The sequence below is a fragment of the Parashewanella spongiae genome (assembly GCF_004358345.1).
GTDB classification, from domain to species: domain Bacteria; phylum Pseudomonadota; class Gammaproteobacteria; order Enterobacterales; family Shewanellaceae; genus Parashewanella; species Parashewanella spongiae.
Window position 1 is genome coordinate 2,745,878 of sequence record NZ_CP037952.1, and the last position, 23,256, is coordinate 2,769,133.

25 protein-coding genes are annotated in these 23,256 nt (G+C 36.7%); 11 read left to right on the top strand and 14 right to left on the bottom strand.

The window, feature by feature from the left end; translation table 11 throughout:
- The first annotated feature begins 471 nt into the window (after positions 1 to 471).
- Complete coding sequence (ttcA, locus tag E2I05_RS10730; RefSeq protein WP_121852372.1) at positions 472 to 1,365, top strand: tRNA 2-thiocytidine(32) synthetase TtcA; 894 nt, start codon at positions 472 to 474, stop codon at positions 1,363 to 1,365.
- A gap of 584 nt (positions 1,366 to 1,949) precedes the next feature.
- Positions 1,950 to 2,348, top strand: coding sequence for a hypothetical protein (locus E2I05_RS10735; RefSeq protein WP_121852371.1), 399 nt, complete (start codon positions 1,950 to 1,952; stop codon positions 2,346 to 2,348).
- A gap of 18 nt (positions 2,349 to 2,366) precedes the next feature.
- On the opposite strand, the gene E2I05_RS23010 is transcribed toward E2I05_RS10735, so the two are convergent.
- Entirely contained in the window at positions 2,367 to 2,483 is a 117-nt protein-coding gene (locus tag E2I05_RS23010) for a hypothetical protein (protein WP_376707893.1), read from the bottom strand.
- Between the two features lie 236 nt (positions 2,484 to 2,719).
- Here E2I05_RS23010 and E2I05_RS22035 point away from each other — a divergent pair, with 236 nt between their 5' ends.
- The 6 genes from E2I05_RS22035 (at position 2,720) to E2I05_RS10765 (ending at position 6,974) form a co-directional block, all read left to right on the top strand.
- The gene (locus E2I05_RS22035; RefSeq protein ID WP_170179628.1) at positions 2,720 to 2,890 is read left to right on the top strand and encodes a hypothetical protein; all 171 of its coding nucleotides are present in this window, start codon (positions 2,720 to 2,722) and stop codon (positions 2,888 to 2,890) included.
- A 47-nt stretch (positions 2,891 to 2,937) separates the two neighbouring features.
- Positions 2,938 to 3,354 (top strand): hypothetical protein, encoded by a 417-nt coding sequence (locus E2I05_RS22835; RefSeq protein ID WP_342354315.1) that lies wholly within the window; start codon positions 2,938 to 2,940, stop codon positions 3,352 to 3,354.
- A gap of 803 nt (positions 3,355 to 4,157) precedes the next feature.
- Complete coding sequence (locus E2I05_RS10750) at positions 4,158 to 4,580, top strand: hypothetical protein (RefSeq protein ID WP_121855301.1); 423 nt, start codon at positions 4,158 to 4,160, stop codon at positions 4,578 to 4,580.
- Between the two features lie 255 nt (positions 4,581 to 4,835).
- A complete protein-coding gene (locus tag E2I05_RS10755; RefSeq protein ID WP_133309407.1) occupies positions 4,836 to 5,963 on the top strand; it encodes an IS4 family transposase in 1,128 nt (375 codons plus the stop codon).
- 55 nt (positions 5,964 to 6,018) lie between these two features.
- The gene (locus tag E2I05_RS10760) at positions 6,019 to 6,204 is read left to right on the top strand and encodes a hypothetical protein (protein WP_133309493.1); all 186 of its coding nucleotides are present in this window, start codon (positions 6,019 to 6,021) and stop codon (positions 6,202 to 6,204) included.
- Between the two features lie 17 nt (positions 6,205 to 6,221).
- Positions 6,222 to 6,974 (top strand): hypothetical protein, encoded by a 753-nt coding sequence (locus tag E2I05_RS10765; protein WP_133309635.1) that lies wholly within the window; start codon positions 6,222 to 6,224, stop codon positions 6,972 to 6,974.
- Positions 6,975 to 7,166: 192 nt separating this feature from the next.
- On the opposite strand, the gene E2I05_RS10770 is transcribed toward E2I05_RS10765, so the two are convergent.
- The 3 genes from E2I05_RS10770 to E2I05_RS10780 are packed head-to-tail and all read right to left on the bottom strand — an operon-like array spanning position 7,167 to position 8,223.
- A complete protein-coding gene (locus tag E2I05_RS10770; RefSeq protein WP_121852538.1) occupies positions 7,167 to 7,739 on the bottom strand; it encodes a recombinase family protein in 573 nt (190 codons plus the stop codon).
- Positions 7,740 to 7,744: 5 nt separating this feature from the next.
- Complete coding sequence (locus E2I05_RS10775) at positions 7,745 to 8,023, bottom strand: virulence factor (RefSeq protein WP_121852537.1); 279 nt, start codon at positions 8,021 to 8,023, stop codon at positions 7,745 to 7,747.
- Positions 8,023 to 8,223, bottom strand: a complete 201-nt coding sequence (locus E2I05_RS10780; protein ID WP_121852536.1) for a DUF5397 family protein — start codon at positions 8,221 to 8,223, stop codon at positions 8,023 to 8,025. Before E2I05_RS10780 ends, E2I05_RS10775 begins: the two co-directional genes overlap by 1 nt.
- 229 nt (positions 8,224 to 8,452) lie before the next feature.
- On the opposite strand from E2I05_RS10780, the gene E2I05_RS10785 reads away from it, so the two are divergent.
- Complete coding sequence (locus E2I05_RS10785) at positions 8,453 to 11,485, top strand: Tn3 family transposase (protein WP_121852535.1); 3,033 nt, start codon at positions 8,453 to 8,455, stop codon at positions 11,483 to 11,485.
- Between the two features lie 419 nt (positions 11,486 to 11,904).
- Here the strand turns inward: E2I05_RS10785 and uspE are convergent, their stop codons facing one another.
- The 10 genes from uspE to ccoN form a co-directional block, all read right to left on the bottom strand.
- On the bottom strand, positions 11,905 to 12,831 hold the full coding sequence (gene uspE / locus E2I05_RS10790) for a universal stress protein UspE (RefSeq protein ID WP_121852534.1): 927 nt from the start codon (positions 12,829 to 12,831) through the stop codon (positions 11,905 to 11,907).
- A gap of 132 nt (positions 12,832 to 12,963) precedes the next feature.
- Positions 12,964 to 13,707 carry an FNR family transcription factor gene (locus E2I05_RS10795; RefSeq protein WP_121852533.1) on the bottom strand — a complete coding sequence of 248 codons (744 nt, stop codon included), beginning with the start codon at positions 13,705 to 13,707 and terminating at the stop codon, positions 12,964 to 12,966.
- Between the two features lie 104 nt (positions 13,708 to 13,811).
- On the bottom strand, positions 13,812 to 14,507 hold the full coding sequence (locus tag E2I05_RS10800; protein WP_121852532.1) for a sulfite exporter TauE/SafE family protein: 696 nt from the start codon (positions 14,505 to 14,507) through the stop codon (positions 13,812 to 13,814).
- The gene (gene ccoS, locus E2I05_RS10805) at positions 14,500 to 14,694 is read right to left on the bottom strand and encodes a cbb3-type cytochrome oxidase assembly protein CcoS (RefSeq protein WP_121852531.1); all 195 of its coding nucleotides are present in this window, start codon (positions 14,692 to 14,694) and stop codon (positions 14,500 to 14,502) included. The genes E2I05_RS10800 and ccoS overlap by 8 nt, the downstream gene beginning before the upstream one ends.
- Entirely contained in the window at positions 14,691 to 17,126 is a 2,436-nt protein-coding gene (locus tag E2I05_RS10810; protein ID WP_121852530.1) for a heavy metal translocating P-type ATPase, read from the bottom strand. Before E2I05_RS10810 ends, ccoS begins: the two co-directional genes overlap by 4 nt.
- A gap of 37 nt (positions 17,127 to 17,163) precedes the next feature.
- The gene (locus tag E2I05_RS10815) at positions 17,164 to 17,643 is read right to left on the bottom strand and encodes a FixH family protein (protein WP_121852529.1); all 480 of its coding nucleotides are present in this window, start codon (positions 17,641 to 17,643) and stop codon (positions 17,164 to 17,166) included.
- Between the two features lie 105 nt (positions 17,644 to 17,748).
- The gene (gene ccoP / locus E2I05_RS10820; protein WP_121852545.1) at positions 17,749 to 18,717 is read right to left on the bottom strand and encodes a cytochrome-c oxidase, cbb3-type subunit III; all 969 of its coding nucleotides are present in this window, start codon (positions 18,715 to 18,717) and stop codon (positions 17,749 to 17,751) included.
- Between the two features lie 5 nt (positions 18,718 to 18,722).
- Positions 18,723 to 18,905: a cbb3-type cytochrome oxidase subunit 3 gene (locus E2I05_RS10825; RefSeq protein WP_121852528.1), complete on the bottom strand. Its 183-nt coding sequence runs from the start codon at positions 18,903 to 18,905 to the stop codon at positions 18,723 to 18,725.
- 11 nt (positions 18,906 to 18,916) lie between these two features.
- Positions 18,917 to 19,522 carry a cytochrome-c oxidase, cbb3-type subunit II gene (ccoO, locus tag E2I05_RS10830; protein WP_121852527.1) on the bottom strand — a complete coding sequence of 202 codons (606 nt, stop codon included), beginning with the start codon at positions 19,520 to 19,522 and terminating at the stop codon, positions 18,917 to 18,919.
- A 12-nt stretch (positions 19,523 to 19,534) separates the two neighbouring features.
- The gene (gene ccoN / locus E2I05_RS10835) at positions 19,535 to 20,962 is read right to left on the bottom strand and encodes a cytochrome-c oxidase, cbb3-type subunit I (RefSeq protein ID WP_121852544.1); all 1,428 of its coding nucleotides are present in this window, start codon (positions 20,960 to 20,962) and stop codon (positions 19,535 to 19,537) included.
- A 257-nt stretch (positions 20,963 to 21,219) separates the two neighbouring features.
- On the opposite strand from ccoN, the gene E2I05_RS10840 reads away from it, so the two are divergent.
- Together E2I05_RS10840 and E2I05_RS10845 are read left to right on the top strand one after the other, a co-directional pair.
- On the top strand, positions 21,220 to 21,675 hold the full coding sequence (locus E2I05_RS10840) for a hypothetical protein (RefSeq protein ID WP_121852526.1): 456 nt from the start codon (positions 21,220 to 21,222) through the stop codon (positions 21,673 to 21,675).
- Between the two features lie 155 nt (positions 21,676 to 21,830).
- Positions 21,831 to 23,120, top strand: a complete 1,290-nt coding sequence (locus E2I05_RS10845; protein ID WP_121852543.1) for a tyrosine-type recombinase/integrase — start codon at positions 21,831 to 21,833, stop codon at positions 23,118 to 23,120.
- Positions 23,121 to 23,256: the final 136 nt, after the last annotated feature.

Sequence of the window (23,256 nt, forward strand, 5' to 3'; positions counted from 1 at the left end):
AATTGAGTGTGTTCAATCGTTTCAATCCACTCAATTAAAATTAAAGGTCGACAGGTATTTAGGGAAGTTGCGGAAGAAAGTATACCGATGAATTCTCGTCACTCCAGAGCAGGCTAGAAACGAAGTAACGACAGTTTTGTATGTCGGTAGTCTAGTGCCTTTGCTTTTTCCCATAGAACGTCTCTGGATACCAGCCTTCGCTGGTATGACAAAGATTGGTACTTTCTAAATCGCTAGATCCCATAAGGCTTCTATCTGTTGAGTGATATTCAAGCATATTTTATTTTAAATTATTAATTTAAAATAATTTTTTGTTTTAATGCTTTCGTTTCGATTTAAATTTAAAAGAATAAATGGCTAGGATAATCACTTTACGATTTTCAAAATATATTTAAAGACAGTTTAAAATAAGTATAATTCACTCCCTTAATATGAATCACACTTTAAAATTCTAAATCCTTGAGAAATTATATGAGTCCGATTAATGATAAAAAAAATCTTTATGAATTTAATAAACTAGAGAAACGACTACGTAGAAAGGTAGGAAATGCTATTAAAGATTACAACATGATTAAAGATGGTGATGTGGTAATGGCATGTATCTCAGGAGGCAAGGACTCTTTTGCAATGCTTGAGATATTGCTGAACTTACAAGCGAGGGCTCCTATTAATTTTAAAATCATTGCTGTCAATTTAGATCAAAAACAGCCTGGCTTTCCAGAAGATATACTTCCTAATTATTTTGATTCTTTAAATATTCCATTTTATATTGTTGATAAAGATACATACTCTGTCGTAAAAGAAAAAATATCTGAAGGGAAAACAACATGTGGATTGTGCTCTAGATTGCGACGAGGAACATTATACTCTTTTGCAGAAAAAATAGGAGCTACAAAAATAGCGCTAGGTCATCATTTAGATGATATCGTTGAAACCATGTTCTTAAATATGTTTCATGGTTCTAGATTAAAAGCTATGCCACCAAAATTACGTTCTGATGATGGACGAAACATAGTTATTAGACCTTTAACTTATTGTAGAGAAAAAGATTTAATTAAATATTCAGAACTGAAAAACTTTCCAATAATCCCTTGCAACTTATGTGGTTCACAAGAAAATTTACAAAGAAAAATGATCAAGAAGATGCTTACAGATTGGGACAAACAATCACCAGGACGTGTGGATAACATTTTTAAATCAATACAAAATGTAAGTCCAAGCCAGTTAGCTGATAATGAACTTTTTGATTTTGTTAACCTTCCATTAGACAGAGATGGAGATAGAGAAAAATACTTATTTGATGAAGCTGTCGTTTCTTCAAGTAATATAGATGAATCATTATTTATCAATATTGCAAATATCTAATGCAATCTATGACATTTTTTAATAGGATTTGTCTCTTTAAACAGAAATCGAAGCAATACATTTAAGGATTTTTTTCGAGTAGTAACTGACATTGAGTACATCTATTAAAAACCCAAAATTAACGAATGGTTACTCATTTTTGCGTTGTGAAAATGTTCATGTCGGTTAATTTTAAGTAAAACATAGATAAAAAGTGATTTCTTAATCAACCTTAACCACATAACTATTCCGTGTGCGCAATGTCAGGTAGTAAGTGACCGAAAATTGTTTTAGTTTATAATGTATCTTAAACGTAAATCATGCTTAAGGGACATCAGTAATTACGTAAGCGCTCATTCTTGTTTTTTGGGTACGTTTGTTTGTACTCGTTATTAATCAAGATACCTTTGCAAGGTAAGTGGTCAATATGAGATGACTTTCAAAATTTAATTTCAATGGGGATAGTAACTATCTCTTATATCTAACTGCTAACCATTATTACACCTTTAAAAACTTGAGTCTATAGTACCTAGTCTCAAGTAATAGCATGTGCCAGTTGCGTCATTGAATAAGCTTCTGAGTTAATCTAAGGCAAAGAGAATCTTATGAAAGCAATTAAATGTGTCTTGATGTTTTATTTACTATTAAGTTCGGCCGATGTGTTTGCGGTTACATATCATGGTAAAAACATAGATGGAAAACTTTTCCAGTGCAATGTTTGTAAGTATCCATATCCCAGTGGTGCACTGATCCGTGAGTGGACTAATGCTAGTTGTATATTTAAAAATAAAACAGCGACTTTAACGCTTCCTGAAAACTTTAAGTCAAATAATTTCAGCACAGATCCAACCGTGGATATCACTTTAGATAAGGAAGATTATGACTCTCTTTGGTACATGACTGGCTATAGCAGCGGGTTTAACTGGGTATTAGATATAAAACAGCCTCCGAAAGGTACTGTTCAAAAAGCAGCTCTTTGTCACTTTTCAGATATTCTAAAATGAAAGTAGAAGAGGTTTATTTTAAGTAGTTGCCTCTAGATCCGACATCAAATTGTATCGTTTAAATTTAATGTTCCACTGCTTTGGTATCAACTCTTCAACCTTGGAATTAGGATGCTGTGATACCCGTTGTAGCACGTCAACCAGATAATGGTACGGATTATCCCTTGTAGTCGGCAGGTGACCATCAGGCTTTGCAAAATGCCCAAATGTTCAGCACCCAGCTCCGTCCAGCAGAACAGGTAATATCAGTATGACGCTTGAGCATGATTTGACGGCTATTCTCCGAATGAAAAAAACAAAATGAAGTACTGCTTAGCGGATAAATCAGAGTGCAGTGCCGCCGAACTATTCAAAACTCAAGTAAAAGGCTGATGGCAAAACTAGCAGGGTTGCCTTATCAAACAAAGTCCATTGTCGTTGAGTTGAATCTAGCAGAAACGGCAAAGCTTGAGCCGAATTGGATTAAGGTTAAACTCGTCTTTTGTCGAGGTGTTAATCCTGATAATAAAAAGCAGGTAAACACTATTGGGCATTATTTTTAAGTACGGACGCTTCGCTAAGCGATGAAAAAATTCTTGAGATTTACGCTTTGCGTTGGGGAATTGAAGTGTACTTCAAGGAAGCCAAACAACATCTTGGCTTTTTGAGTGAGCAAAGTCGTCATTACAGTGCTTATATTGCTTCAATTCATCTAACAGGGTTGAGGTTTTGCTTGTTTCTGCATGCGAAGCAAAATGATGAAAACAGCAAAGTCTGTGACTCAAGGAACCTACTTTGCGACAGTCTACAAAATTTAGATTTTGCTTGTAAATTATGGGGCTTATTTAAGGCTTTGATCAGCGATGCAGTTTCTAGTATTTCTTCGTTATCAACAACAGAAAGCGAAATCATACTGAATAAAATCAACGAAGAAGTGACCTCGTTTTTTAATCAAGTAATGCAAATGGATACTTTACATTACGCCAAGATGCTATTTCTACTGGAAAGTACCCATGATTTTAGCTAAAAATGAACTCCGAAACTTGAGTTAATAACAATATTAAATCGAACACATGATTTTATTTGCCAACTTCAACCTACACGTTCATGATAGGCATAGATGTTATATGCGTTTACTTTGACTACTATTTTTCTATCACCCTACACCATGAAAATTGTATTCGCTGAGATTTGAAGATTATTTCCAACCTAAGCTAAAGGCGAAGTGATTTTTAGCTTTTATGCTTTCACTAACAGGCTTGGGAATAGGTGTTAGCGGCGATTTTCACGGTAAATAAATCGGTTGAACGCACAATTTAACTTTAATTTATTGAAATTATATACAAAATTAAACAACCCTAATTCACCTATCAGGGGGTGTAAGCCCAAACCCCAGATTTTTTTCCTCAGCTGTACGGATAACAATAGTCAGTTGAAATACAAATAATTGAAATTTAATTTGGGGCGGCGAAGATATCGAGTATAAATTTTTTATATTTTCTTGGTTATCAGAAAAAGTCATAGTTGATGATTCCAATTATTCTTACCTTTTAGCACATACTGCATTATAAGCGTTACTCAACCTTTAAATTTGTCTGCAAAGACATTAAGAAAGTGCAAGTTGGTTAAAAATGAGCTTTAACTTAACTGTTTTTAGTCAATGATTGTGAATATATCTGAGAAAGTAGTTTTATTTTTATTAAAAAGCTGTTCAAAAACCATAATACTCTTGCTGTATACCTTGTAGTTTGGATAAGGCTACAATAAATTTGACGGAACTCAATAAAATATGTTTAAGTTGGTCGACTTCAAAATTTGATAGGGATTTCAATGAAAGTTAACTTCAAACATCATATTCAAACTATACCTCTTACTCTATGTGCAGCGTTCTTTTATTCAAATTTTGTATTTTATGCAATTGGAATAAGTTCTGCCATTTCTAGGTCTCCAACAGAAAAAGCTATTTATGACATTATTTTTATTTTTTTGTCGGCTATTATTCCGATGCTAGCTTTGCTGAGTAAAGATAAGAGTATTAGTTATCTAAAAATTATCATTATGCTTGTTTTTTTTATGCATTTTCAAGGAGCTATACACTCTACACCGTTTGATATAAAGGGAGGATTCTATTTTTACAAAAATGTAACTATGGGTGACATATCAGCTAGTCCTGCATTGCTATCTATATTTTTATCTCCATTATTAATTTCAAAGCTAATCGAACATTACAAAAAAGGAATTTTAGATGTTTAAAAAATTTTTACCTATAATGGCTTTACTACTATTACCTTTGGTATCAGAGGCAAGCCCACAATTAAGCTCACTAAAGCGTTCTGTATATGTTGAATGTAATAGTTGTGAGTCAATTTCATCATACAAAAATTTCGCAGTTGGTCATTATAAATCAGCTTATAGGGCAATGGCACTAACTTAAGATTTAGCTGAAGGTTTACTAATTGAACAATAGAGAGTAAATCATACAGATTAAGGTTTTTCTAGTGTCACGCCATGAATACTACAACTCGCCAATTCTTCAATGATGCCCCAGAATTGTTACGTCGCTTTGCTCAAACGGAAGAAGATGAACTTTCTTCAATTCTCACTCTGCAAGATTTAGAAGATTTTCAAAAAGATAATACTCAAAGAGTACGCAAGTATCCCGCCTGCCACACACTTTCGCTTTTCATGAAGCAAGTAGCCAGTGAAAACAAGTCTTGTCGTTGCACACTAATCAGTGACGCTAGAGATCAAATTGCTATAGGTCGAGAGAAAAACAGCACAATTACAGGTCCCTACTGCAAAGCAAGAAAACGGTTATCTCCAGAGTCAATTAAATCGCTATTGAAGAAATCAGGAAAAAACTTAGATGAAGCGATTCAAGGGAAATACTTATGGCATGGCCGTAGAGTGCTATTAACTGACGGCTCAACACTATCTATGCCTGATACGCACGAGAACCAAGCCCAATTCCCTCAACCTAAATCACAAAAAGAAGGGCTGGGCTTTCCTCAGCTGCGGATTTTAGTGTTAATTTCTTTGGGAAGCGGTGCAGTCATTGACTCGGCTGTTTCACCTTGTAAAGGGAAAGGTACTGGCGAGCAGGCACTATTAAGAAGTATGCAGTCAGACTTGAAACAAGGCGACATTGTGCTGGGAGATGCTAATTTCGAAAACTACTTTGTTCTTGTAGGACTAATGGGTTTAGGCGTTGATGCTGTTTTCGAAAAAAACGGAGCCAGAAATGTCGATTTCAGAACCTGTGAAGAAAAGCTGGGTAAGCGAGATGGTTTATTTAAGCTAATTCGTCCATCCTGTCCAGAATGGATGACCCCAGAGGATTACGCTCAAGTGCCAGAAGAGCTTATCGTCAGAATGGTAGGAACAAAGAAACGTATCATTGTTACCACGCTCACGGATAAAGAAGTCTATCCGAAGCAAGATATTATTGATTTATACGTTTCACGATGGCATATCGAGTTGGATTTTAGGTCAATCAAGACCATGATGAAAATGGATATTTTAAGGTGTGGTAGTCCAGATATGGTGCGTAAGGAAATTGATGTTCATTTGTTAGTTTACAACATGATAAGGGCACTTATGTGCCGAGCGGCAGAAAAAAAAAGGAATATCGCCTAGAGAGGCAAGTTTTAAAGCCGCACATGACGCATTACAAGATTTTCAGATATTACTTTTGCAAGCCACCGAAGGGATCATTGACACTTTATTGGATGTGATAGCAAATATTATCGGCGAGCATATCGTTGGCAATCGCCCAGGGAGAAAAGAACCGAGAGCAAAGAAAAGGCGACCGAAACCGACACCAAGGTTACAACATTCAAGAAAGCAAGCACGTAGGCTTAAGGTATATCAGAAGTAATTCTTAAGTTAGTGCCATTGGCTTATAGGGGCTTTACAAATCTAGTATTTGCTTACACTGTAGTTAATCAATCAACTAACAAAGCCGTGTTTATTAATGTTATGCGTTTTTATGAATCGGAACCTGGTTTAACTATTGACAAGATTATACCAAGAGTGATGACAACGGAAGATGAAATGCATGATGACTATCTTCTGAGTAGATTTGTTATTAGAAATACTGGCCAATCCAGTACCTATGATTCAGTTGTCAATGGTAACAACGAAACGTCCATAAATTCATGGTTTAATAATGATCCTGAAGTTATAGAAGTTACATTAAATACAACTATTTCCGATGTGATGGTCACACAGTCTCATACAGGTTTGGGAATGGCATCAATTGCTGGTCAAATTAGTACAGCATTGAAATCTCATGTTAGTTCGGGTGCGTGGGCAAAATTAGCTGGTCGTACAGTTTTGATCGTTAATTTTGATGATGGTAGGTTAGCTTCATTTTTTGTAAATATCTATGTAACTGAACCTTATGTTTATTTGGAAGGCACTGCAGTTGATTTAAATGGCGAACCAATTTCGGTTAACTTTTCAGGCAATCCATCAAATGGAAGTGGAAGCGGTGGTACTGGTGGTTCAGGAGGTAGCGGACTCACAGGCTCTGGTTCAGGCTCTTGGATAATAAACGGCTCTGGTGGTAGTTCAGGTGGTGGAAGTATTCTAGCCTGTGTGAGTATAGATGGTGGTGAGCCAGAATGCACCATTGTACATACATAAATTAAATTTCTACTATCATGAATATGGTTAAGCTTGATTTTATAGTTTTTGAATAAACTAACTCTGTTAATTTCAAGCTTTGCATTAAACAAATATTGACTGTTTGTTTTTAATTCAGTATTTGAATTACATTTACCTTCACCACGAAAGAAAATATTTTATTTAGAGGCAGTAACTAATCAAACGTAATATTCAATTCGTAGTGAGGTGTGTTCTTTCTGAAGCAGGGAGCCATCGATAGAGGGTTGGTATTGAAACACCTAAATCTGAAGCTACATCTTTTGGTGGAATACCGTCTTCAAGTAATCTTTTAGCAGCTGCTATCTTGGAGTCTGTCATTCTTCGCTTACGTCCTCCAATTCTCCCACGCTTTCTGGCTGAATCTAAACCAGCTTTCGTTCTTTCAAGCATTAATTCTCGCTCCATTTGAGCAAGACTAGCCATTACATGAAAAAAGAATCTTCCAGCTGGAGTTGAAGTGTCAATATTATCTGTAAGGCTCTTGAAGTTGATTCCTTTTTGCTCAAGAGAGCCGACCATCGTAACCAAGTCCTTAACATTTCTTCCAAGGCGATCAAGCTTCCATACAACAAGGCTGTCGCCCTCTCTTAAGACTTCCAACGCTAAACAGAATTCTTTTCGGTCAGTTTTGATCCCACTTATTTTATCAGCATAAATTTTTTCACAACCAGCTTGTTTTAAAGCTTCTAACTGAAGTGATAAGTTTTGATCCTTTGTTGATATACGGGCATAACCAATCTTCATAACTTCTACTCTTTAATCATGCTGGTAAAGTCTGACCATTGCTCAACCCTGAATGCTCGTATATCCCGAACTGAATCAGAAAACCAAGGAAGTGCTTTCAAGGCTGTGATAGCTCGGAATAAGTTTGCCATATCTTCATTATCACAAACATATAAGCTGCCTTGAATTCTATTAAACCCAAAACCAGAAAGGGTTGAGGCAATATCAGTATAAGCTTGAGAGACACTTTTCGGGTGATGACGGTCAGTGTCTGCGACAACTAGATCAAAAGCGATAGCAAACATTAATGTACCTTTGGATCGTTTTTGACTTTTGAAAACCGATATTCGGTTTCCTCACCTGTTTCTAAGACCTCGATTAATAATACCCAATCATCTTTATCTACTCGACGAACAGGTCTAACTATTTTATAGGCAGGCCCCATTTCTCCAAACTGTCGATATTCACCGATAAGATCAGGTGATGGAAATTGATCATTTAACATAAGGTAAACCAAATCGTTCTCAAAACTCACCCTATAATAGGCAATCGAGAACTTTAATTCAAGAATGGTTTTTGATAACGTGTAAAGCCTTTTTGTTCGTTGTCGAAAAAGTTGAGTATTTAATTCTCAAAAACGACCGTTTTCGAGAAAAAGAATCATTATATTTTTATTCGAAATAGTTATAAATGAATCGAACATGGAGTTGTGATACTAGAAGAGCACATTCCGTATGGCTAACAAAAATAAAAATCTTAGTGTCTTATCTGAAGCTGAAATTTTTGCCTACTATGGTCTCCCCGATTTTGATGAAGAGCAACAGGTTCGTTTTCTACTCTTATCTGAGTCAGAGTTAGCCCTCGCAAAATCCCGACCAAATATTAATTCTCAAATATACTGCGCCTTGCAACTAGGTTTTTTCAAAGCAAAGAAGCTCTTCTTTAAGTTCGATTGGACTGAGGTTGAAGCTGACAAAGATTTCATCATTGAAAATTACTTCAGCTCTGCTGATGTTATTACGGCTAACGCTATTGGAAACAAAGAATATTACATGCAGCGAAAATTGATAGCCGAATATTTCGGTTATCAGATGTGGTCAACAGTTCATAAACCACAGTTGTTAAAACTTGCCAAGCAAGTAGCAAGAAGAGATGTTACGCCAATTTACATATCTGTTGAGTTACTATCTTGGTTAGATGAAAGTGAGATAATGCGTCCCGCCTACACCACCTTACAACTTATTGTTGTTGAAGCGTTGTCTTTCGAAAGAGGAAGAATTGAGCTTTTGATCGAAGAGACCTTAACCACAACACAAAAGCTCAGTCTTGATAACTTGTTGATTCGTGAAGATTCACTGTCGAATTTGGCTGCTTTAAAACAAGATGCTAAAAACTTTAGGTGGAAGCAAATGTCTTTAGAACGTGAGAAAAGAAGCTCTCTAAAATCAATTTACAAAATATCAAAAATGATATTACCAAAACTTGATATCTCTCTACAAAATCGGCTTTACTATTCGAGTCTTGCAATTTTTTACACAATTTATGACTTACGCCGCTTACCCAAAGGGCAGTCTTATCTTTACCTTCTTTGTTATGCATTTTACCGCTTCAGACAATTAACTGATAATTTAGTTGATGCAATGAAATTTCATTTAAAGAAGCTGGAAACAACTAATAAGACATCTGCGAACATTAAATTCAACAAACTACACGCTAATGAACGGAAGAAGGCGCCACTAGTTGGGAAGTTACTTTTATTGTATGTCGATGAAAAATTAACTGATATTACTCCTTTTGGTGAAGTAAGGAGAAGAGCATTTAATATTCTTTCAAAAGAGGAATTAAAAGAAGCTGGCAATAGTATGCTTGATAAATCAATCACAAGGTTATCATTGAGGTGGCAACTCGTTAGTGAAATATCAAAGCTCGTCACATATCATTTAAGACCTATTTTCAGAGAAATACATTTTGAAAGCTCAATCCCCAACAACCCATGGCTAAGAGCACTTAATTGGGTCAATAGCACACATGATAAGAAACAAACACTATCATCGAGATCGATAGATGAATGTCCATCAGAGACTCTACCAAAGAGATTGAAATCTTTTCTGTGCCAGTTCGATGATGACAATCAACCTATTTCTGTTTATGCAGACAGATATGAGTTTTGGCTTTACAGGCAGTTACGTAAACGATTGCAAGCGGGTGAACTCTATATTGATGACAGTATCCAATATCGAAGGTTAAACGATGAATTGGTTTCTGTTGATGACAAGGTATCAATTCTAGAGCAACTGAATATCCCTTGGTTGCAAAAGCCAATTGAGAGTCAGCTTTATGTATTAGGAAGAGAATTAGATGAACTATGGCAAAAGTTCGATAAAGAGTTAAAAGCTGGGAACTTAAAACATTTAGATTATGACACCCAAAAGCACAAACTTACTTGGCATCGAAATCAAGCTAAGGAGCCACCGACATTAGATACAATATTCTATGATCAAATACCATATTGTGACGTGACTGAAGTTTTCCGATTTGTTCACGAAAAATGTCAGTTTTTGGCGGCATTAAAACCACTACAACCCAGATACGCTAAAAAAGCAGCAAATTTAGATGACTTAATGGCAGTAATCATTGCTCAGGCTATGAACCATGGAAATAAGATTATGTCACAAACAAGTGACATTCCTTACCATGTACTCACAGCGACATACGAGCAATATTTGCGTCAAGCGTCATTGCAAGCGGCAAATGATACTATCAGTAATGCGATCATGGAATTACCCATATTTCAGCATTTTTCGCTTGATCTCGATGCATTATATGGAGCAGTTGATGGACAAAAATTTACGGTAAAACATTCAAACATCAAAGCCAGACATTCTAGAAAATACTTTGGTAAAGGCACTGGTGTAGTAGCATATACATTATTGTGCAATCATATTCCGCTACAGGGCTACTTGATCGGAGCCCATGAATATGAAGCTCATCATGTATTTGATATTTGGTATCGGAACACGTCAGAAATTACACCATCAGTGATTACTGGCGATATGCATAGCATCAATAAAGCTAACTTTGCAATATTGCATTGGTTTGGTCTAAGCTTTTCTCCCAGATTTACTAGCTTGAACAAACAACTAGATGACATTTACTGCTTTAGCCGTATTGAAAGGTTTAACGATCAGCTTATTAAACCCACTAAACAAATAGATTGTGATTTAATCGTTCGAGAAAAAGATACTATTGATCAAATTGTGGCTACACTTGGCTTAAAAGAAATCACGCAAGGTGTCTTGATCAGGAAGTTATGCACATATGCTGCGGCAAACCCAACAAGGCAAGCGATCTTTGAGTACGATAAATTAGTTCGAAGTATTTACACATTGAAATATTTACTAAACCCTGATGTAGAACAGATAGTTAACCATTCTCAAAACAGAATCGAAGCCTATCACCAATTACGAGCAGCAATAGCGAGAATCGGTGGAAAAAAGGAATTGACAGGTCATACGGATATAGAGCTTGAAATAAGCAATCAATGTGCTCGATTGATGGCAAACGTCATTATTTACTATAACTCAACACTTTTGTCTCACTTACTAACTAAATTTGAAACACAGGGGAATAATAGTGCTGTTGAACTTATCAAAAGAACATCGCCGATTGCATGGCGACATCTCCTTTTAAATGGCCACTATACATTTCATAGTGATGCACCATTAATTGATATTGAGAGTATCATTGAGCGAATAGAGTTGGATTAGGACTTAATCACCCTGAATTTTATAATAAAAAACCTTTATCGTATGATTGAGGAAAAAAATCTGGGGTTTGGGCTTACACCCCCTATCAGGATAGTGCTGAACATTCATATACTTGCCAAAATCACCGCTAGCTGCGTTATAAATTTTGCAAGTAGAACCACTACTTGTTGCTATTCATGCCTTGCTATCAATAATTTCTTCTGCGTATATGAACGCTCCCAACCGATTTATTTAGGATAAAAGTCGCTGGTATGAAAAAGATTGGTACTTTCTAAATCGCTAGATCCCTAAGTAAGCGATTTTGAAGTTTATGTTGTTGAGTTTGTTGTTTTAAAATAAAGTAAATGCGTCGTTACACATAAAAATGCACCTTGAGAGTATACTCAGGGCGCATATTATTCCACTAATAAAAGAGAAAGTTATGTTGTAACTGGCGAAATGTAACCGTCGGGTTTTAATGCCAATAAATCACAGTTTATATTATCAATTACATGTTCTGCTGTATTTCCAATTAATGCTGCTGAAATGCCTGTTCGCCCGACAGTACCAAGTATAACAAGCTCAGAATCCAACTCTTGGGCAACTTCAGGTATTACGTCTTCAGGTAAACCTTCTTTTGCATGACAATTTACTTGATTAATGCCATGCAACTCTGCCATTTTGATTAACTGATTTTCGTGTTCAATACGGACTGATTCGTTATAGCTAAATGCATCAAAAGATGGAAGCTCTATAGAAATGTTTACAGGTGTTCCTGGGTAGGCATTAACCAGATGAACTTCTGCTTCAAATTGATTGGCTAATTGCTTGGCATGTGCAATTATCTTGGTGTTAATAGCTTGATGTTCGTTATCGTCACTGACATTTACAGCGCAAACAATTTTCCCGTTTACTGGCCATGCATGATCTTTAACTAACAGAACAGGGAAGGGTGCTTTTCTCATCAAATGCCAATCAGTTGGAGTAAAAATCACTGATTTAAGTTTATCGTGTTCATGTGTGCCTTTGATGATGACATCATAATCACCCTTGATAGCATGTTGAATGATACTTTCAAAAGGCCGGTTATGCCAAACAACTACTGAATTTATATCAATGCCTTCAGATAAATACGGCTCTAAAATGGAATCTAACCAAGCTTTTCGTTGTTGGATAACTCCTTGACGCATGCCTTCTCGTTCATCAGCGGACAAAATAGAAGTCATTTCATAAGAGAAATCAAAAATAGTAAGAAATACAGTTATAGGGGAATCATTTTTTTGAGATAAAGCGACTGCACGATCAAGTGCAATTTGATGGTCTGTAGAAGGGGCAATAACAACTAGTAGTTTCTTATAATCCGTCATAAGATAATCTCGTAGCAGAATTCATAGTTAAAAACTAACATAACTGCTCAATAGAAAAAACAAAAACTATTGAGCAACATTAATTTCTAACTGTGTTTATTTAGATTTATTGTCCTAAATCAATAAAAGCTATTAGCCAACTCTAGTAGTCCCTGCTAAGGCCTTCAGTGCTTCAAAATTAATTATTGTAATGTACTTTCCATTGACCTCAATCAAATCAGATTTTTGGAAACGCCCTAAAATCCTACTTATGGTTTCAACCGTTAAACCAAGGTAATTACCAATGTCAGTACGAGTCATTGTAAGTCGGAACTCTTTTGTAGAGAATCCTCTGCTGCCGTAACGATGTGCTAAGTTGCTAATAAATGTAGCAAGCCTTTCTTCGGCGCTTTTTTTACTGAGAAGCAAAATCATTTCTTGATCAGTCATGATTTCATTACTCATTAAGCGCATTATTTGCCTTCGTAATTTTGGCATCGTTGCTGATAAATCATCAAGAGTCATAAATGGAATTTCACAAACCATTGATGTTTCTAATGCTTCAGCAAAACTTTGGTGTAACTCTGATTGAATGCCATCAAATCCAATAACATCTCCAGCGAGATGAAATCCTGTGATTTGTTCTTCGCCATGTTCTGTGATGGTATAACTTTTAACGGTTCCAGAACGAATAGCATAAAGTGACTTTAAAGGATCACCAGATTTAAAAATTTGCTCCCCTTTTTGAATGGGTTTTTTTCGCTCGATGATATCATCAAGTTTATCAAGTTCATTACTATTAAGCGCTACAGGTATGCAGAGATCAGCCATGCTACAATCGTGACAGTGGATTGTGCAGCCAGTTGCTTTGCGGGCCTTTTTTAATTCTAATGTCATTTTTTAATCCCACAATTATACGAATACATTACGTTACAGTCTAAAAATCAGCATATAATGCCTGTTAGCTCACAATTCGGCAAGTAAATAAAGAATTTTCAGTTCTAAGATAGTTGTTGAACAGCTATGAACAGTGTGTGAATACCAAATAAAATAATTGATACACCGCTAACAACTTTTATAGCACGTTGTTGTAGCCATGAAGATACGGTCTTTGCTGCTGCACCTGCTGCCAGTAAAGATGGAAGCGTACCTAATCCAAATGCAGCCATAATCGTAGCGCCATCAAGAGCAGACCCTGAAGCAACAGCCCAAGTTAACATTGAATAAACTAACCCGCAGGGTAACCATCCCCAAACAAGGCCAGCTATTATAGCCTTAGGTCTTGTTTGGATAGGCAGCAATTTTGTAGCGAAGGGTTGTATGAACTTCCATAAAAACTTGCCAATAATTTCAATTTTGGTTAATCCAAACCATATTTGTGACACATATAGACCTGTAATAATCATCATTAGGCCAGCGAATATTCTTAGCCCAATGAGATAATTATCAATTTCAAAAAATGAGCCTAATGACGCTGCTGAACCACCAACAATGGCTCCAGCTAGCGAATAACTCACTATGCGGCCAAAATTATAGCTCAATTGCAGCCATATTTGCTTTAATAATAGATTTTCACCGATTTTTACCGTCGTAGTTTGACTGGAAAAAGCAGCAACTAAACCTCCACACATACCAAAACAATGGCCAGCGCCCATTAAGCCAACAAGTAGGGCGCCTGAAACATCAAAGTTAATCATTGTTTGACACTTTTATATCGTTTGATTTGTTAACCTCACTTTCTGGCGATTCATCTTCAAACAAAATCGACGAACCTTGTCGATTTAAATCATCAAATTGATCTGATTTAACAGCCCAGAAAAAAATACCTACCGCAATTGCAACAAAAAGCATTGCGATTGGAATCAATACGTAAATTATACTCATGTTGGTTCCTTTAATAATCTCAAACTGTTTGATACAACAATTAATGAACTAAGTGACATACCAATTGCAGCGATGTAGGGAGCAATATTACCTGAAACAGCTAATGGCAATACAATAATGTTGTAACCTAACGCCCAAAATAAATTTTGCTTTATTATTGCGGTTGTCTTTTTAGCAACCGTTATAGCATCATTAAATCGTGAAAGTTTATCGCCTAAAAAGATTAAATCTGCACTGTTTTTTGCAATATCAGTTCCGCTTCCAATAGCGACAGATAAATCTGCACCAGCTAGAACTGGAGCATCGTTAATTCCATCACCAAACATTGCGACTTTTTTGCCATTAGCCTGAAATTCATTAACAAGCTGAAGTTTATCATTTGGCGATAAGTTGTGATGAATGTTTCTCACGCCAAGCTGCTCGGCGACCATTTTTACTGGACCCTTATTATCACCGCTGGCAATAACGATCTTAATTTTTTGCTGTAAAATGTTATCTATCGTGGCATATGCGTCAACACGAATAACATCTTCAAATGATATTCTGGCAATAATTTCATCATTTTTTGATAACCAAATAGTTTGGTGATTTAATTCATCAGCTTCATGCTCAAAAGCAAGTCCCGAAGAATTAATATTTTGTAACGGGAGACATACAAAACTAAAGCTGCCTACTTTATATTTATGTTCACCAATTTTACCTAAAAGTCCTTTTCCTACATGATGCTTTATAGAATGAACTTGATATTTATCATTGCGGTAGTAGGGTGAAAAAGTTTTTGCAACTGGATGAATAGAGCCATGTTCTAGAGAAGCAATAATTTCAAGTATGTCTGTTTTTTGATTTGAAACAGAGGTATCTACGGACTTTATTGAAAGGTTACCATAGGTCAAAGTTCCAGTTTTATCGAAAATAACTTGCTGGATTTGGGGTAAGGTCTCAAAAACTCCCGAGCGACGTGTAATGATCCCTAATTTCGTGAACATTGCTGTTGCACAAGTTACTGCTGTTGGCGTTGCAAGCGATAATGCACAAGGGCAGGTGGCAACAAGAACAGATAATGTTACCCAAAAAGCATCTTCTGAAGAAATGAAATAATACCAAATGATGTAGGTGATAAAACTAATGCTTAGCACTCCTGCTGAAAAATAACGTGCAAGTTTATCAACTAAAAGTGAAATAGCAGGGCGATTGTTTGACGCTACCTCTTGTAACCTTATGATTTCTGCTACAAATTGATCATTCCCAATAGCATTAATTTCGACTTTAATAGGTTGCTCTACATTTATGGTACCCGCGAACACTTGTGCTCCAATATTTTTTGTTACGGGTAAATGCTCACCCGTCAACATTGACTCATTAATACTGGTTGAACCTTCAATAATAAGGCCGTCAGCAGCAATCACCTCACCGGGTTTAACTAAGATAATTTGGTTAACTTCAAGTTGCTTGGCCGCAACCTCTATTATTTTATTATCAGTGAGAAGATTTGCTGTTAATGGTACAAGTTTATGTAGGTTACTTGAGTTAACGGATGCTTTTTGTTTCGCTTTTTGTTCAAAATAACGGCCTAAAAGAAGAAAAAAGGTAAACATTGAAACGGATTCATAATATACCTCGCCTGATCCGTTAATCGTTGCAATACAGCTCGCAAAGAATGCACCTAATATGGCAATCGACACTGCAACATCCATATTAATCTTGCCAGCAAAAATTGACCTGATAGCACTAAAATAGAAAGGCTGCGCTGAATATAATGCAACTGGTGCCGCAAAAATCATGCTGACCCAACGAAAATAGTCTCTAAATTCAATATCTAAGTCAGTAAAATAACCACGATATAAAGCCAAAGCAAACATCATAACTTGCATTGTCGCAAAGCCTGCAAGCCCGAGTCTTAACAGAAATTGTCGACTATTTTTATCTGCTTTTTCTTCTTGTTTGTCTATTTGAAATGGAGCTGCCACATAACCAATTTTGTTGATAACATTAAGAATTGCACTTAATTTAATTTCTGAGTTAACCCACTCAACGATTGCCCGTTGTGTTGTAGAGTTAACTAGAACTTTTACTACACCAGCAAGTTGTTTTACCTTATTTTCGATTAACCAAGCACAAGCCGAACAGGTAATACCATCAATCGAAAGAGAAACTGATTGAATGTCATTTTTATTATGAACAAATTCTTTTTGAACTTCATTTAAATCATAAGCACTGAAACTATTAAGCTCGTCTGGTACGAGCGTTGATTGTTTTTTTCCTGGCTCAGTTCTGAATTTATAATAATTATTAAGACCAGCATCCATGATAGCTTGTGCAACAGCTTGGCAACCGGCGCAGCACATTAATTCTGTACGTCCGTTTATATCGGTTGTAAAAGTTTGACCAGATAAAACAGGTTCAGAACAATGGAAACAACTCACTTCTTTCATAACATGATTCATACCTAATCTAGGTACTTTCCAATAGTTAGTTTAACCAGCGCTCAACATCACTTGTAAGATTGAATCGTTTTTGCAATCGCCAGCTTTTATTGAAATTTTCGACTCTGATTTCCCATTCACCTTCTAAAGGCTCTTTTAGTGTGATGTGATATGTATGGTTACCATCAGCTGACGCTAATGCAGCAAAATCTTTTTGTTGAATTGTCGGGTGATAAAATTCCACATTCAAAGCAGCGTTATACGGTTTGCCGCCATGCTGCTTTATCAGTACTTCGTCATCAAGGACATTAATTGAAAACTGCAATCCTAGCGACCGAGCTTTCTGTATTTTGTGTATATCCTGATTGATACCTTTACCTTTCTTGTAGTAATCATCAGCAACCAATGAATCTGCATTATCTAATGCAATTTTGAAAGTGATGACACTTGCAATAATAACAATAGAAGGGAGAATAATTAAGAACCAAGGCCAAAATTGCTTATACCAAGCTTCAGGTTTTTCCATGATATGCACCTATAAATTTTTCTTGTATTTTAACGCTAACCGCTAGGCTACGCATCAAAAAAAAGGCCTCGAACATTACGAGGCCTTAAATATCTATAAAAAAGATTATTGGTTAGACAAACTGTAAACGTAAGCTGTGATTACGTGAACCTTTTCTTCACCAAGTACATCTTTCCAAGCTGGCATAGCACCGCTTCGACCAAACTTAATGCTTTGTTCGATTGATTTACGAGATCCGCCGTATAACCAAGCATTATCAGTTAGGTTAGGCGCACCCATAAACTTATTACCTTTACCATCCATTCCATGACAAGCAAAACAGCCTTTCATAAATGAACCTTGACCTTGGGTTGCTAATTCAGCATTAACTTCATGACCAGAGATTTGGTATAAATATTCAGTCAATCCAGCAAGTTCACTATCTTCGATTGGTAAACCACCTTTAGGCGGCATAAAACCATTTCGACCACTCATGATTGACGTTTTAATCGAAGCTAAATCGCCACCATACAACCATGCACCATCTGTTAGGTTAGGGAAGCCAATACCACCTCGAGCATCAGATCCATGACATTGAGCACAGTTTTGAACGAATAAACGTTTACCAACATTCAAAGCGTCTTTGTTCTTAACAAGTTCCTCAAGCGGGGTAGCTAAGTATGCTGCGAAAATAGGACCATATGTATCATCGGCCTTTTTAACTTCTTGGTCGTACTGTACATAATGCCCATTTTCTTTAGCTGCTAAAACTGCAGCCTTAGAATCCGCTTTAATACCTTGTTCTGTACCAATACTTTGGTTAGAACTACTCCACTTAAGCACGCCTTGGAAATTACCTAAACCTGGATATAAAATCAGGTAGATAACCCCAAAAACAATAGTGACGTAAAACATATAACTCCACCACTTAGGTAGTGGGTTATTAAGTTCTTCGATGCCATCAAAGGAGTGTCCCATAGACTCACCTTCTTTAACACCTGTGTTATTTTTTGAAACGAGTCGAAGTAGGATGAAACATCCTGCAATCACAAATAAAGATATTACTGTGATCCATATACTCCAGAAGCTACTCATCAACATTACTTTTGCTCTCCTGAGTCCTTGTTTTTCAGCTGCTTAGAATCATCTTCATCAGAGAAAACAAGGTTGGCCGCTTCGTCAAATCGAGATTTACGTCGCGAGCCATAAGCCCAAGCGAATATACCGATAAAGACTAGCATTACAATAACTGTAATAATTCCTTGCAATGTGCCGTAATCCATATATTGCCTCCTTACTTGAGGGCGTGCCCCAATGACTGTAGATACGCAATCAACGCTTCAAGCTCAGTTTTACCTTCAACTGCTGCTTTTGCATTAGCAATTTCTTCATCAGTGTAAGGAACACCAAACCCTCTGAAGACTTCCATTTTTTTGCCTGTTAACTCACCATCTAGTGTGTTATCAGCAAGCCATGGAAATGCTGGCATGTTTGATTGTGGTACTACTGCGCGCGGGTCTAATAAATGTACTTCATGCCATTTATCACTATAACGACCACCTACACGAGCAAGATCAGGACCTGTCCGCTTAGAACCCCACAAGAACGGATGTTCCCATACTGATTCGCCAGCGACAGAGTAGTGACCATAACGTTCAGTTTCAGCACGAAGAGGGCGGATCATCTGGCTGTGACATACGTGACAACCTTCTTTGATGTAGATATCACGACCTTCTAGCTCAAGCGCAGTATATGGTTTAAGACCTTTTACAGGTTCTGTAGTATCTTTCTGAAAAATCAGTGGGGTGATTTGTACTAAACCACCAAAACTAATTGCAATAACAGTAAAGATACCAAGCAGACCGATGTTTTTTTCAACAAACTCATGATTAAATTTCATCGTATCTACTCCTTATGCTTCAGCTGGTTTAGGCAAAGAGCCGGCAGGTGCTTTAACTGTCTTGATAACGTTATATGCCATAATAAACATACCTGTTAAGAAGAAAGCGCCACCCAAGAAACGAACAAAGTAGAACGGGTAAGATGCTTCAATACTTTCAACGAAGCTATAGGTTAGAGTTCCATCAGAGTTCACAGCGCGCCACATTAATCCTTGCATTACACCAGAAATCCACATTGATACTATGTATAAAACAGTACCAATTGTTGCTAACCAGAAATGTACATTAATTAAATTAGTGCTATACATACGGCCTTGGTTGTATAAAACAGGAATCAAATGGTAAAGAGAACCGATAGAAACCATAGCAACCCAACCTAGTGCACCAGAATGTACATGACCAACAGTCCAGTCCGTATAATGCGAAAGTGCATTAACTGTTTTAATCGCCATCATTGGACCTTCAAAGGTAGACATACCATAGAAAGATAATGAAACAATCAAGAAACGAAGGATAGGGTCAGTCCGGAGTTTATGCCATGCACCAGACAAGGTCATAATACCGTTGATCATACCGCCCCATGAAGGTGCGAATAAAATCAGAGACATCACCATACCTAAAGACTGTGTCCAGTCAGGAAGGGCTGTATAATGCAAATGGTGCGGGCCAGCCCAAATGTAAAGTGCGATCAATGCCCAAAAATGAACAATTGATAAACGATACGAATAGACAGGACGACCAGCTTGCTTAGGTACAAAATAGTACATCATACCTAGGAAACCAGCGGTAAGCAGGAATCCAACTGCATTGTGACCATACCACCATTGAACCATGGCATCGATGGCGCCAGAGTACAATGAATATGACTTAAATAGGCTGACAGGAATCGCCATTGAATTAACAATGTGCAACACTGCAACGGTTATGATGAAAGCACCGAAGAACCAGTTAGCCACATAAATATGGGACGTGGTTCGTTTAATAATGGTACCGAAGAAAACAACTGCATATGCTACCCATACAATGGTAATAGCGATATCAATTGGCCATTCTAATTCAGCATATTCTTTACTACTTGTTAAACCAAGAGGTAATGTGATTACTGCTGACAAAATGATTGCTTGCCAACCCCAGAATGTAAACGCCGCTAATTTTGGCGCAAACAGTCGAGTTTGACAGGTACGTTGAACAATATAGTAGGAGGTAGCAAAAAGGGCTGAAGTACCAAACGCAAAAATCACCGCATTAGTATGTAAAGGTCGTAAACGACTATACGTTAACCAGGGAGTTTCAAAGTTTAGCGCAGGCCAGATTAACTGGGCCGCAATAAGTACACCAACTGCCATACCAATAATTCCCCACAATACTGTTGTGAGGGCAAATTGACGAACAATGGTATAATTGTAATCAGCGCCTGTAGGCTGGGAATGGTTCATCATAGTGCTTCCACTGCTTATTACTTTTACTTTAGCAAAGTAAAACTTTACTAGATTAAATAACACAAGCATTTAATTTTTATCATTAAAAAGTAAATACTGTGTCGATACGTTACTTGATCAACATTTGTGACGTTTTTCAAGCAAGGGTATGATACTTTAGCTCATCAAAAAAAGATACTGACTGAGCATGGCTAAAATTGATCTGGATCATGTTACAGCCCAGTATGTGAACGATATATCATTAAAGGCTTGTTAAAGTGCGTAAACTATCGATTACAAAAATATTTACCTTAATTATCATTATCCTAGTAGTGCAGGGGTGTGGCAAAAAAACAGATGAAAATATAAAACCCGACCAAAATGATAGGTCTTTATGTCAATTTTCTGTGGGTTCATGTAATAAGAAAGTAGCAGGGGTAGATTTCTCTATTTTGATCAACCCAGAAACAATCCCAAGCGAGAAAATGTTGCATTTAACACTTCAAACTAATCAGAAGGTGGATGCGATTAGTGCCAGAGTTGAGGGTAGAGATATGTTCATGGGAGTTATTCCAGTAACTCTGAAAGGCGTTGATAAATCGCATTATTCTTCCGACTTTATATTAGGCTCATGTGCCAGTGGTTATATGGTGTGGCGATTATTTATATCAGCTGAAGTTAACGGAAAAGCTGTGAGTGTTTTTTTTGATTTTCTCGCAGATAATAAACGGTAAAAAGAATTAAGCTTTATAATTGTCTATATTTATAGCAATTGAACAACCGAAATAAAAATAACCGAAAAAATCCATTTATTCATGTTAACTTACAATTATGAGTTAATGCCGATAAACACCATTATCGGCAATTTACATGAAATAAAATAATGAATTTGACTTTGCCTCTTGTAATCCCTCTGTTCGATAAACCAGAATTTCTTTTTCAGGGCAATAGCTTTGTAAACCAATATATAACTAATATAAGCCTTTCAAATGTAACCGATGCGGGTATTTTATTAGAACACAGCACGGATTGGCTTTATGAGCAAAAAAATCACGAAAATAACTACAAAGCATACCGTAGCGAACTCACAACTTTCTTACATTGGTGTTTTGATGTTGCTTCATTATCACCGATAGAAATGACTCGAAAAGATATGGCCAAGTACATTAACTATTGCCAAAATCCACCAAGTGAACTCATTGGTTATTTTAATGTCGCGCAATTCAAAGGCAAAGCTGAAAAAGATCGTATTCCAAATTCTGCTTGGAAACCCTTTGTCGGTAAAAAGGTAGATGGCGAGCCAATACCATACGAGTTAAGCGACAACGCATTAAAAACTAAACTTGGTATTTTGTCATCATTCTATACATATCTAATAACCGAAGAATACTGTGAGAAAAATGTCGCTCAAATTTGGATGAATCACAGTCGATTCTCAAAGCACAAAAACTTTAAATTAGATAACTCAGAGCCAGTATTGCCGATATTTACAGATTTACAATGGTCGTATGTAATGTCCACAGTAACAAGTTTGGCCAATGAAAACCCAATAGTATTTAAAAGACACAAGTTTTTAGTTCAATTGCTTTATTCTTGTTATTTACGAATTTCAGACGTTTCTGCACGCTCTGGGTATTCACCAGTGATGGGCCAATTTATTCAAAATCGTCAAACTGGTGTGTGGTTATTTCATATTCCTCAAAGCAAAGGTGGGAAAAAAAGAACCGTAACTGTATCAAACTCGCTATTAGAAGCGTTTAAAGAATACAGAAAGCACTTAGAACTAACAGACTTACCATCAAGCAATGAAACAACTCCATTATTTATTAGGCATAAAGCCGCAGGTCGTGGCCGTCAAACAGGAATTATCAACGCTAACCTTGGTATTAGGCAAGTACGTGAAGACATTCAGAATATTATTGATTTAGCAGCACAAGCTGCACAAGAAGCAGGTTTTGAACAAGATGCAATACAAATGAAACAGCTTAGTGCTCACAATATTAGACATACAGGGATCAGTCACGACATCAACTTAAATAACAGGCCATTAGCACACGTTCAGGCCGACGCTGGGCATGAAAGCATAGACACTACATCACAATATATACATACATCAGACGTTGAACGAGCTCAAAGTGCAGCAAACAAATCGCTTAATCACCTTGAGGGTATCGATTAAAGTAGAACATATAAGTATGCGCACAATGTATATTATGTTAAATACCCAACACTACTGATTTACTACATCTTAAAATGTAGATGTAAATTTACCAGCCAAAATATAATGCCGATAATGGTATTTATCTGCATTAATG

Excerpts from the sequence above, each read along its gene's own strand:
- ttcA (WP_121852372.1), top strand. The coding sequence starts at position 472 with ATGAGTCCGATTAATGATAAAAAAAATCTTTATGAATTTAATAAACTA.
- E2I05_RS10735 (WP_121852371.1), top strand. The coding sequence starts at position 1,950 with ATGAAAGCAATTAAATGTGTCTTGATGTTTTATTTACTATTAAGTTCG.
- E2I05_RS22035 (WP_170179628.1), top strand. The coding sequence starts at position 2,720 with ATGGCAAAACTAGCAGGGTTGCCTTATCAAACAAAGTCCATTGTCGTT.
- E2I05_RS10750 (WP_121855301.1), top strand. The coding sequence starts at position 4,158 with ATGAAAGTTAACTTCAAACATCATATTCAAACTATACCTCTTACTCTA.
- E2I05_RS10755 (WP_133309407.1), top strand. The coding sequence starts at position 4,836 with ATGAATACTACAACTCGCCAATTCTTCAATGATGCCCCAGAATTGTTA.
- E2I05_RS10770 (WP_121852538.1), bottom strand. The coding sequence starts at position 7,739 with ATGAAGATTGGTTATGCCCGTATATCAACAAAGGATCAAAACTTATCA.
- E2I05_RS10775 (WP_121852537.1), bottom strand. The coding sequence starts at position 8,023 with ATGTTTGCTATCGCTTTTGATCTAGTTGTCGCAGACACTGACCGTCAT.
- E2I05_RS10780 (WP_121852536.1), bottom strand. The coding sequence starts at position 8,223 with ATGTTAAATGATCAATTTCCATCACCTGATCTTATCGGTGAATATCGA.
- E2I05_RS10785 (WP_121852535.1), top strand. The coding sequence starts at position 8,453 with ATGGCTAACAAAAATAAAAATCTTAGTGTCTTATCTGAAGCTGAAATT.
- uspE (WP_121852534.1), bottom strand. The coding sequence starts at position 12,831 with ATGACGGATTATAAGAAACTACTAGTTGTTATTGCCCCTTCTACAGAC.
- E2I05_RS10795 (WP_121852533.1), bottom strand. The coding sequence starts at position 13,707 with ATGACATTAGAATTAAAAAAGGCCCGCAAAGCAACTGGCTGCACAATC.
- E2I05_RS10800 (WP_121852532.1), bottom strand. The coding sequence starts at position 14,507 with ATGATTAACTTTGATGTTTCAGGCGCCCTACTTGTTGGCTTAATGGGC.
- ccoS (WP_121852531.1), bottom strand. The coding sequence starts at position 14,694 with ATGAGTATAATTTACGTATTGATTCCAATCGCAATGCTTTTTGTTGCA.
- E2I05_RS10810 (WP_121852530.1), bottom strand. The coding sequence starts at position 17,126 with ATGAAAGAAGTGAGTTGTTTCCATTGTTCTGAACCTGTTTTATCTGGT.
- E2I05_RS10815 (WP_121852529.1), bottom strand. The coding sequence starts at position 17,643 with ATGGAAAAACCTGAAGCTTGGTATAAGCAATTTTGGCCTTGGTTCTTA.
- ccoP (WP_121852545.1), bottom strand. The coding sequence starts at position 18,717 with ATGAGTAGCTTCTGGAGTATATGGATCACAGTAATATCTTTATTTGTG.
- E2I05_RS10825 (WP_121852528.1), bottom strand. The coding sequence starts at position 18,905 with ATGGATTACGGCACATTGCAAGGAATTATTACAGTTATTGTAATGCTA.
- ccoO (WP_121852527.1), bottom strand. The coding sequence starts at position 19,522 with ATGAAATTTAATCATGAGTTTGTTGAAAAAAACATCGGTCTGCTTGGT.
- ccoN (WP_121852544.1), bottom strand. The coding sequence starts at position 20,962 with ATGATGAACCATTCCCAGCCTACAGGCGCTGATTACAATTATACCATT.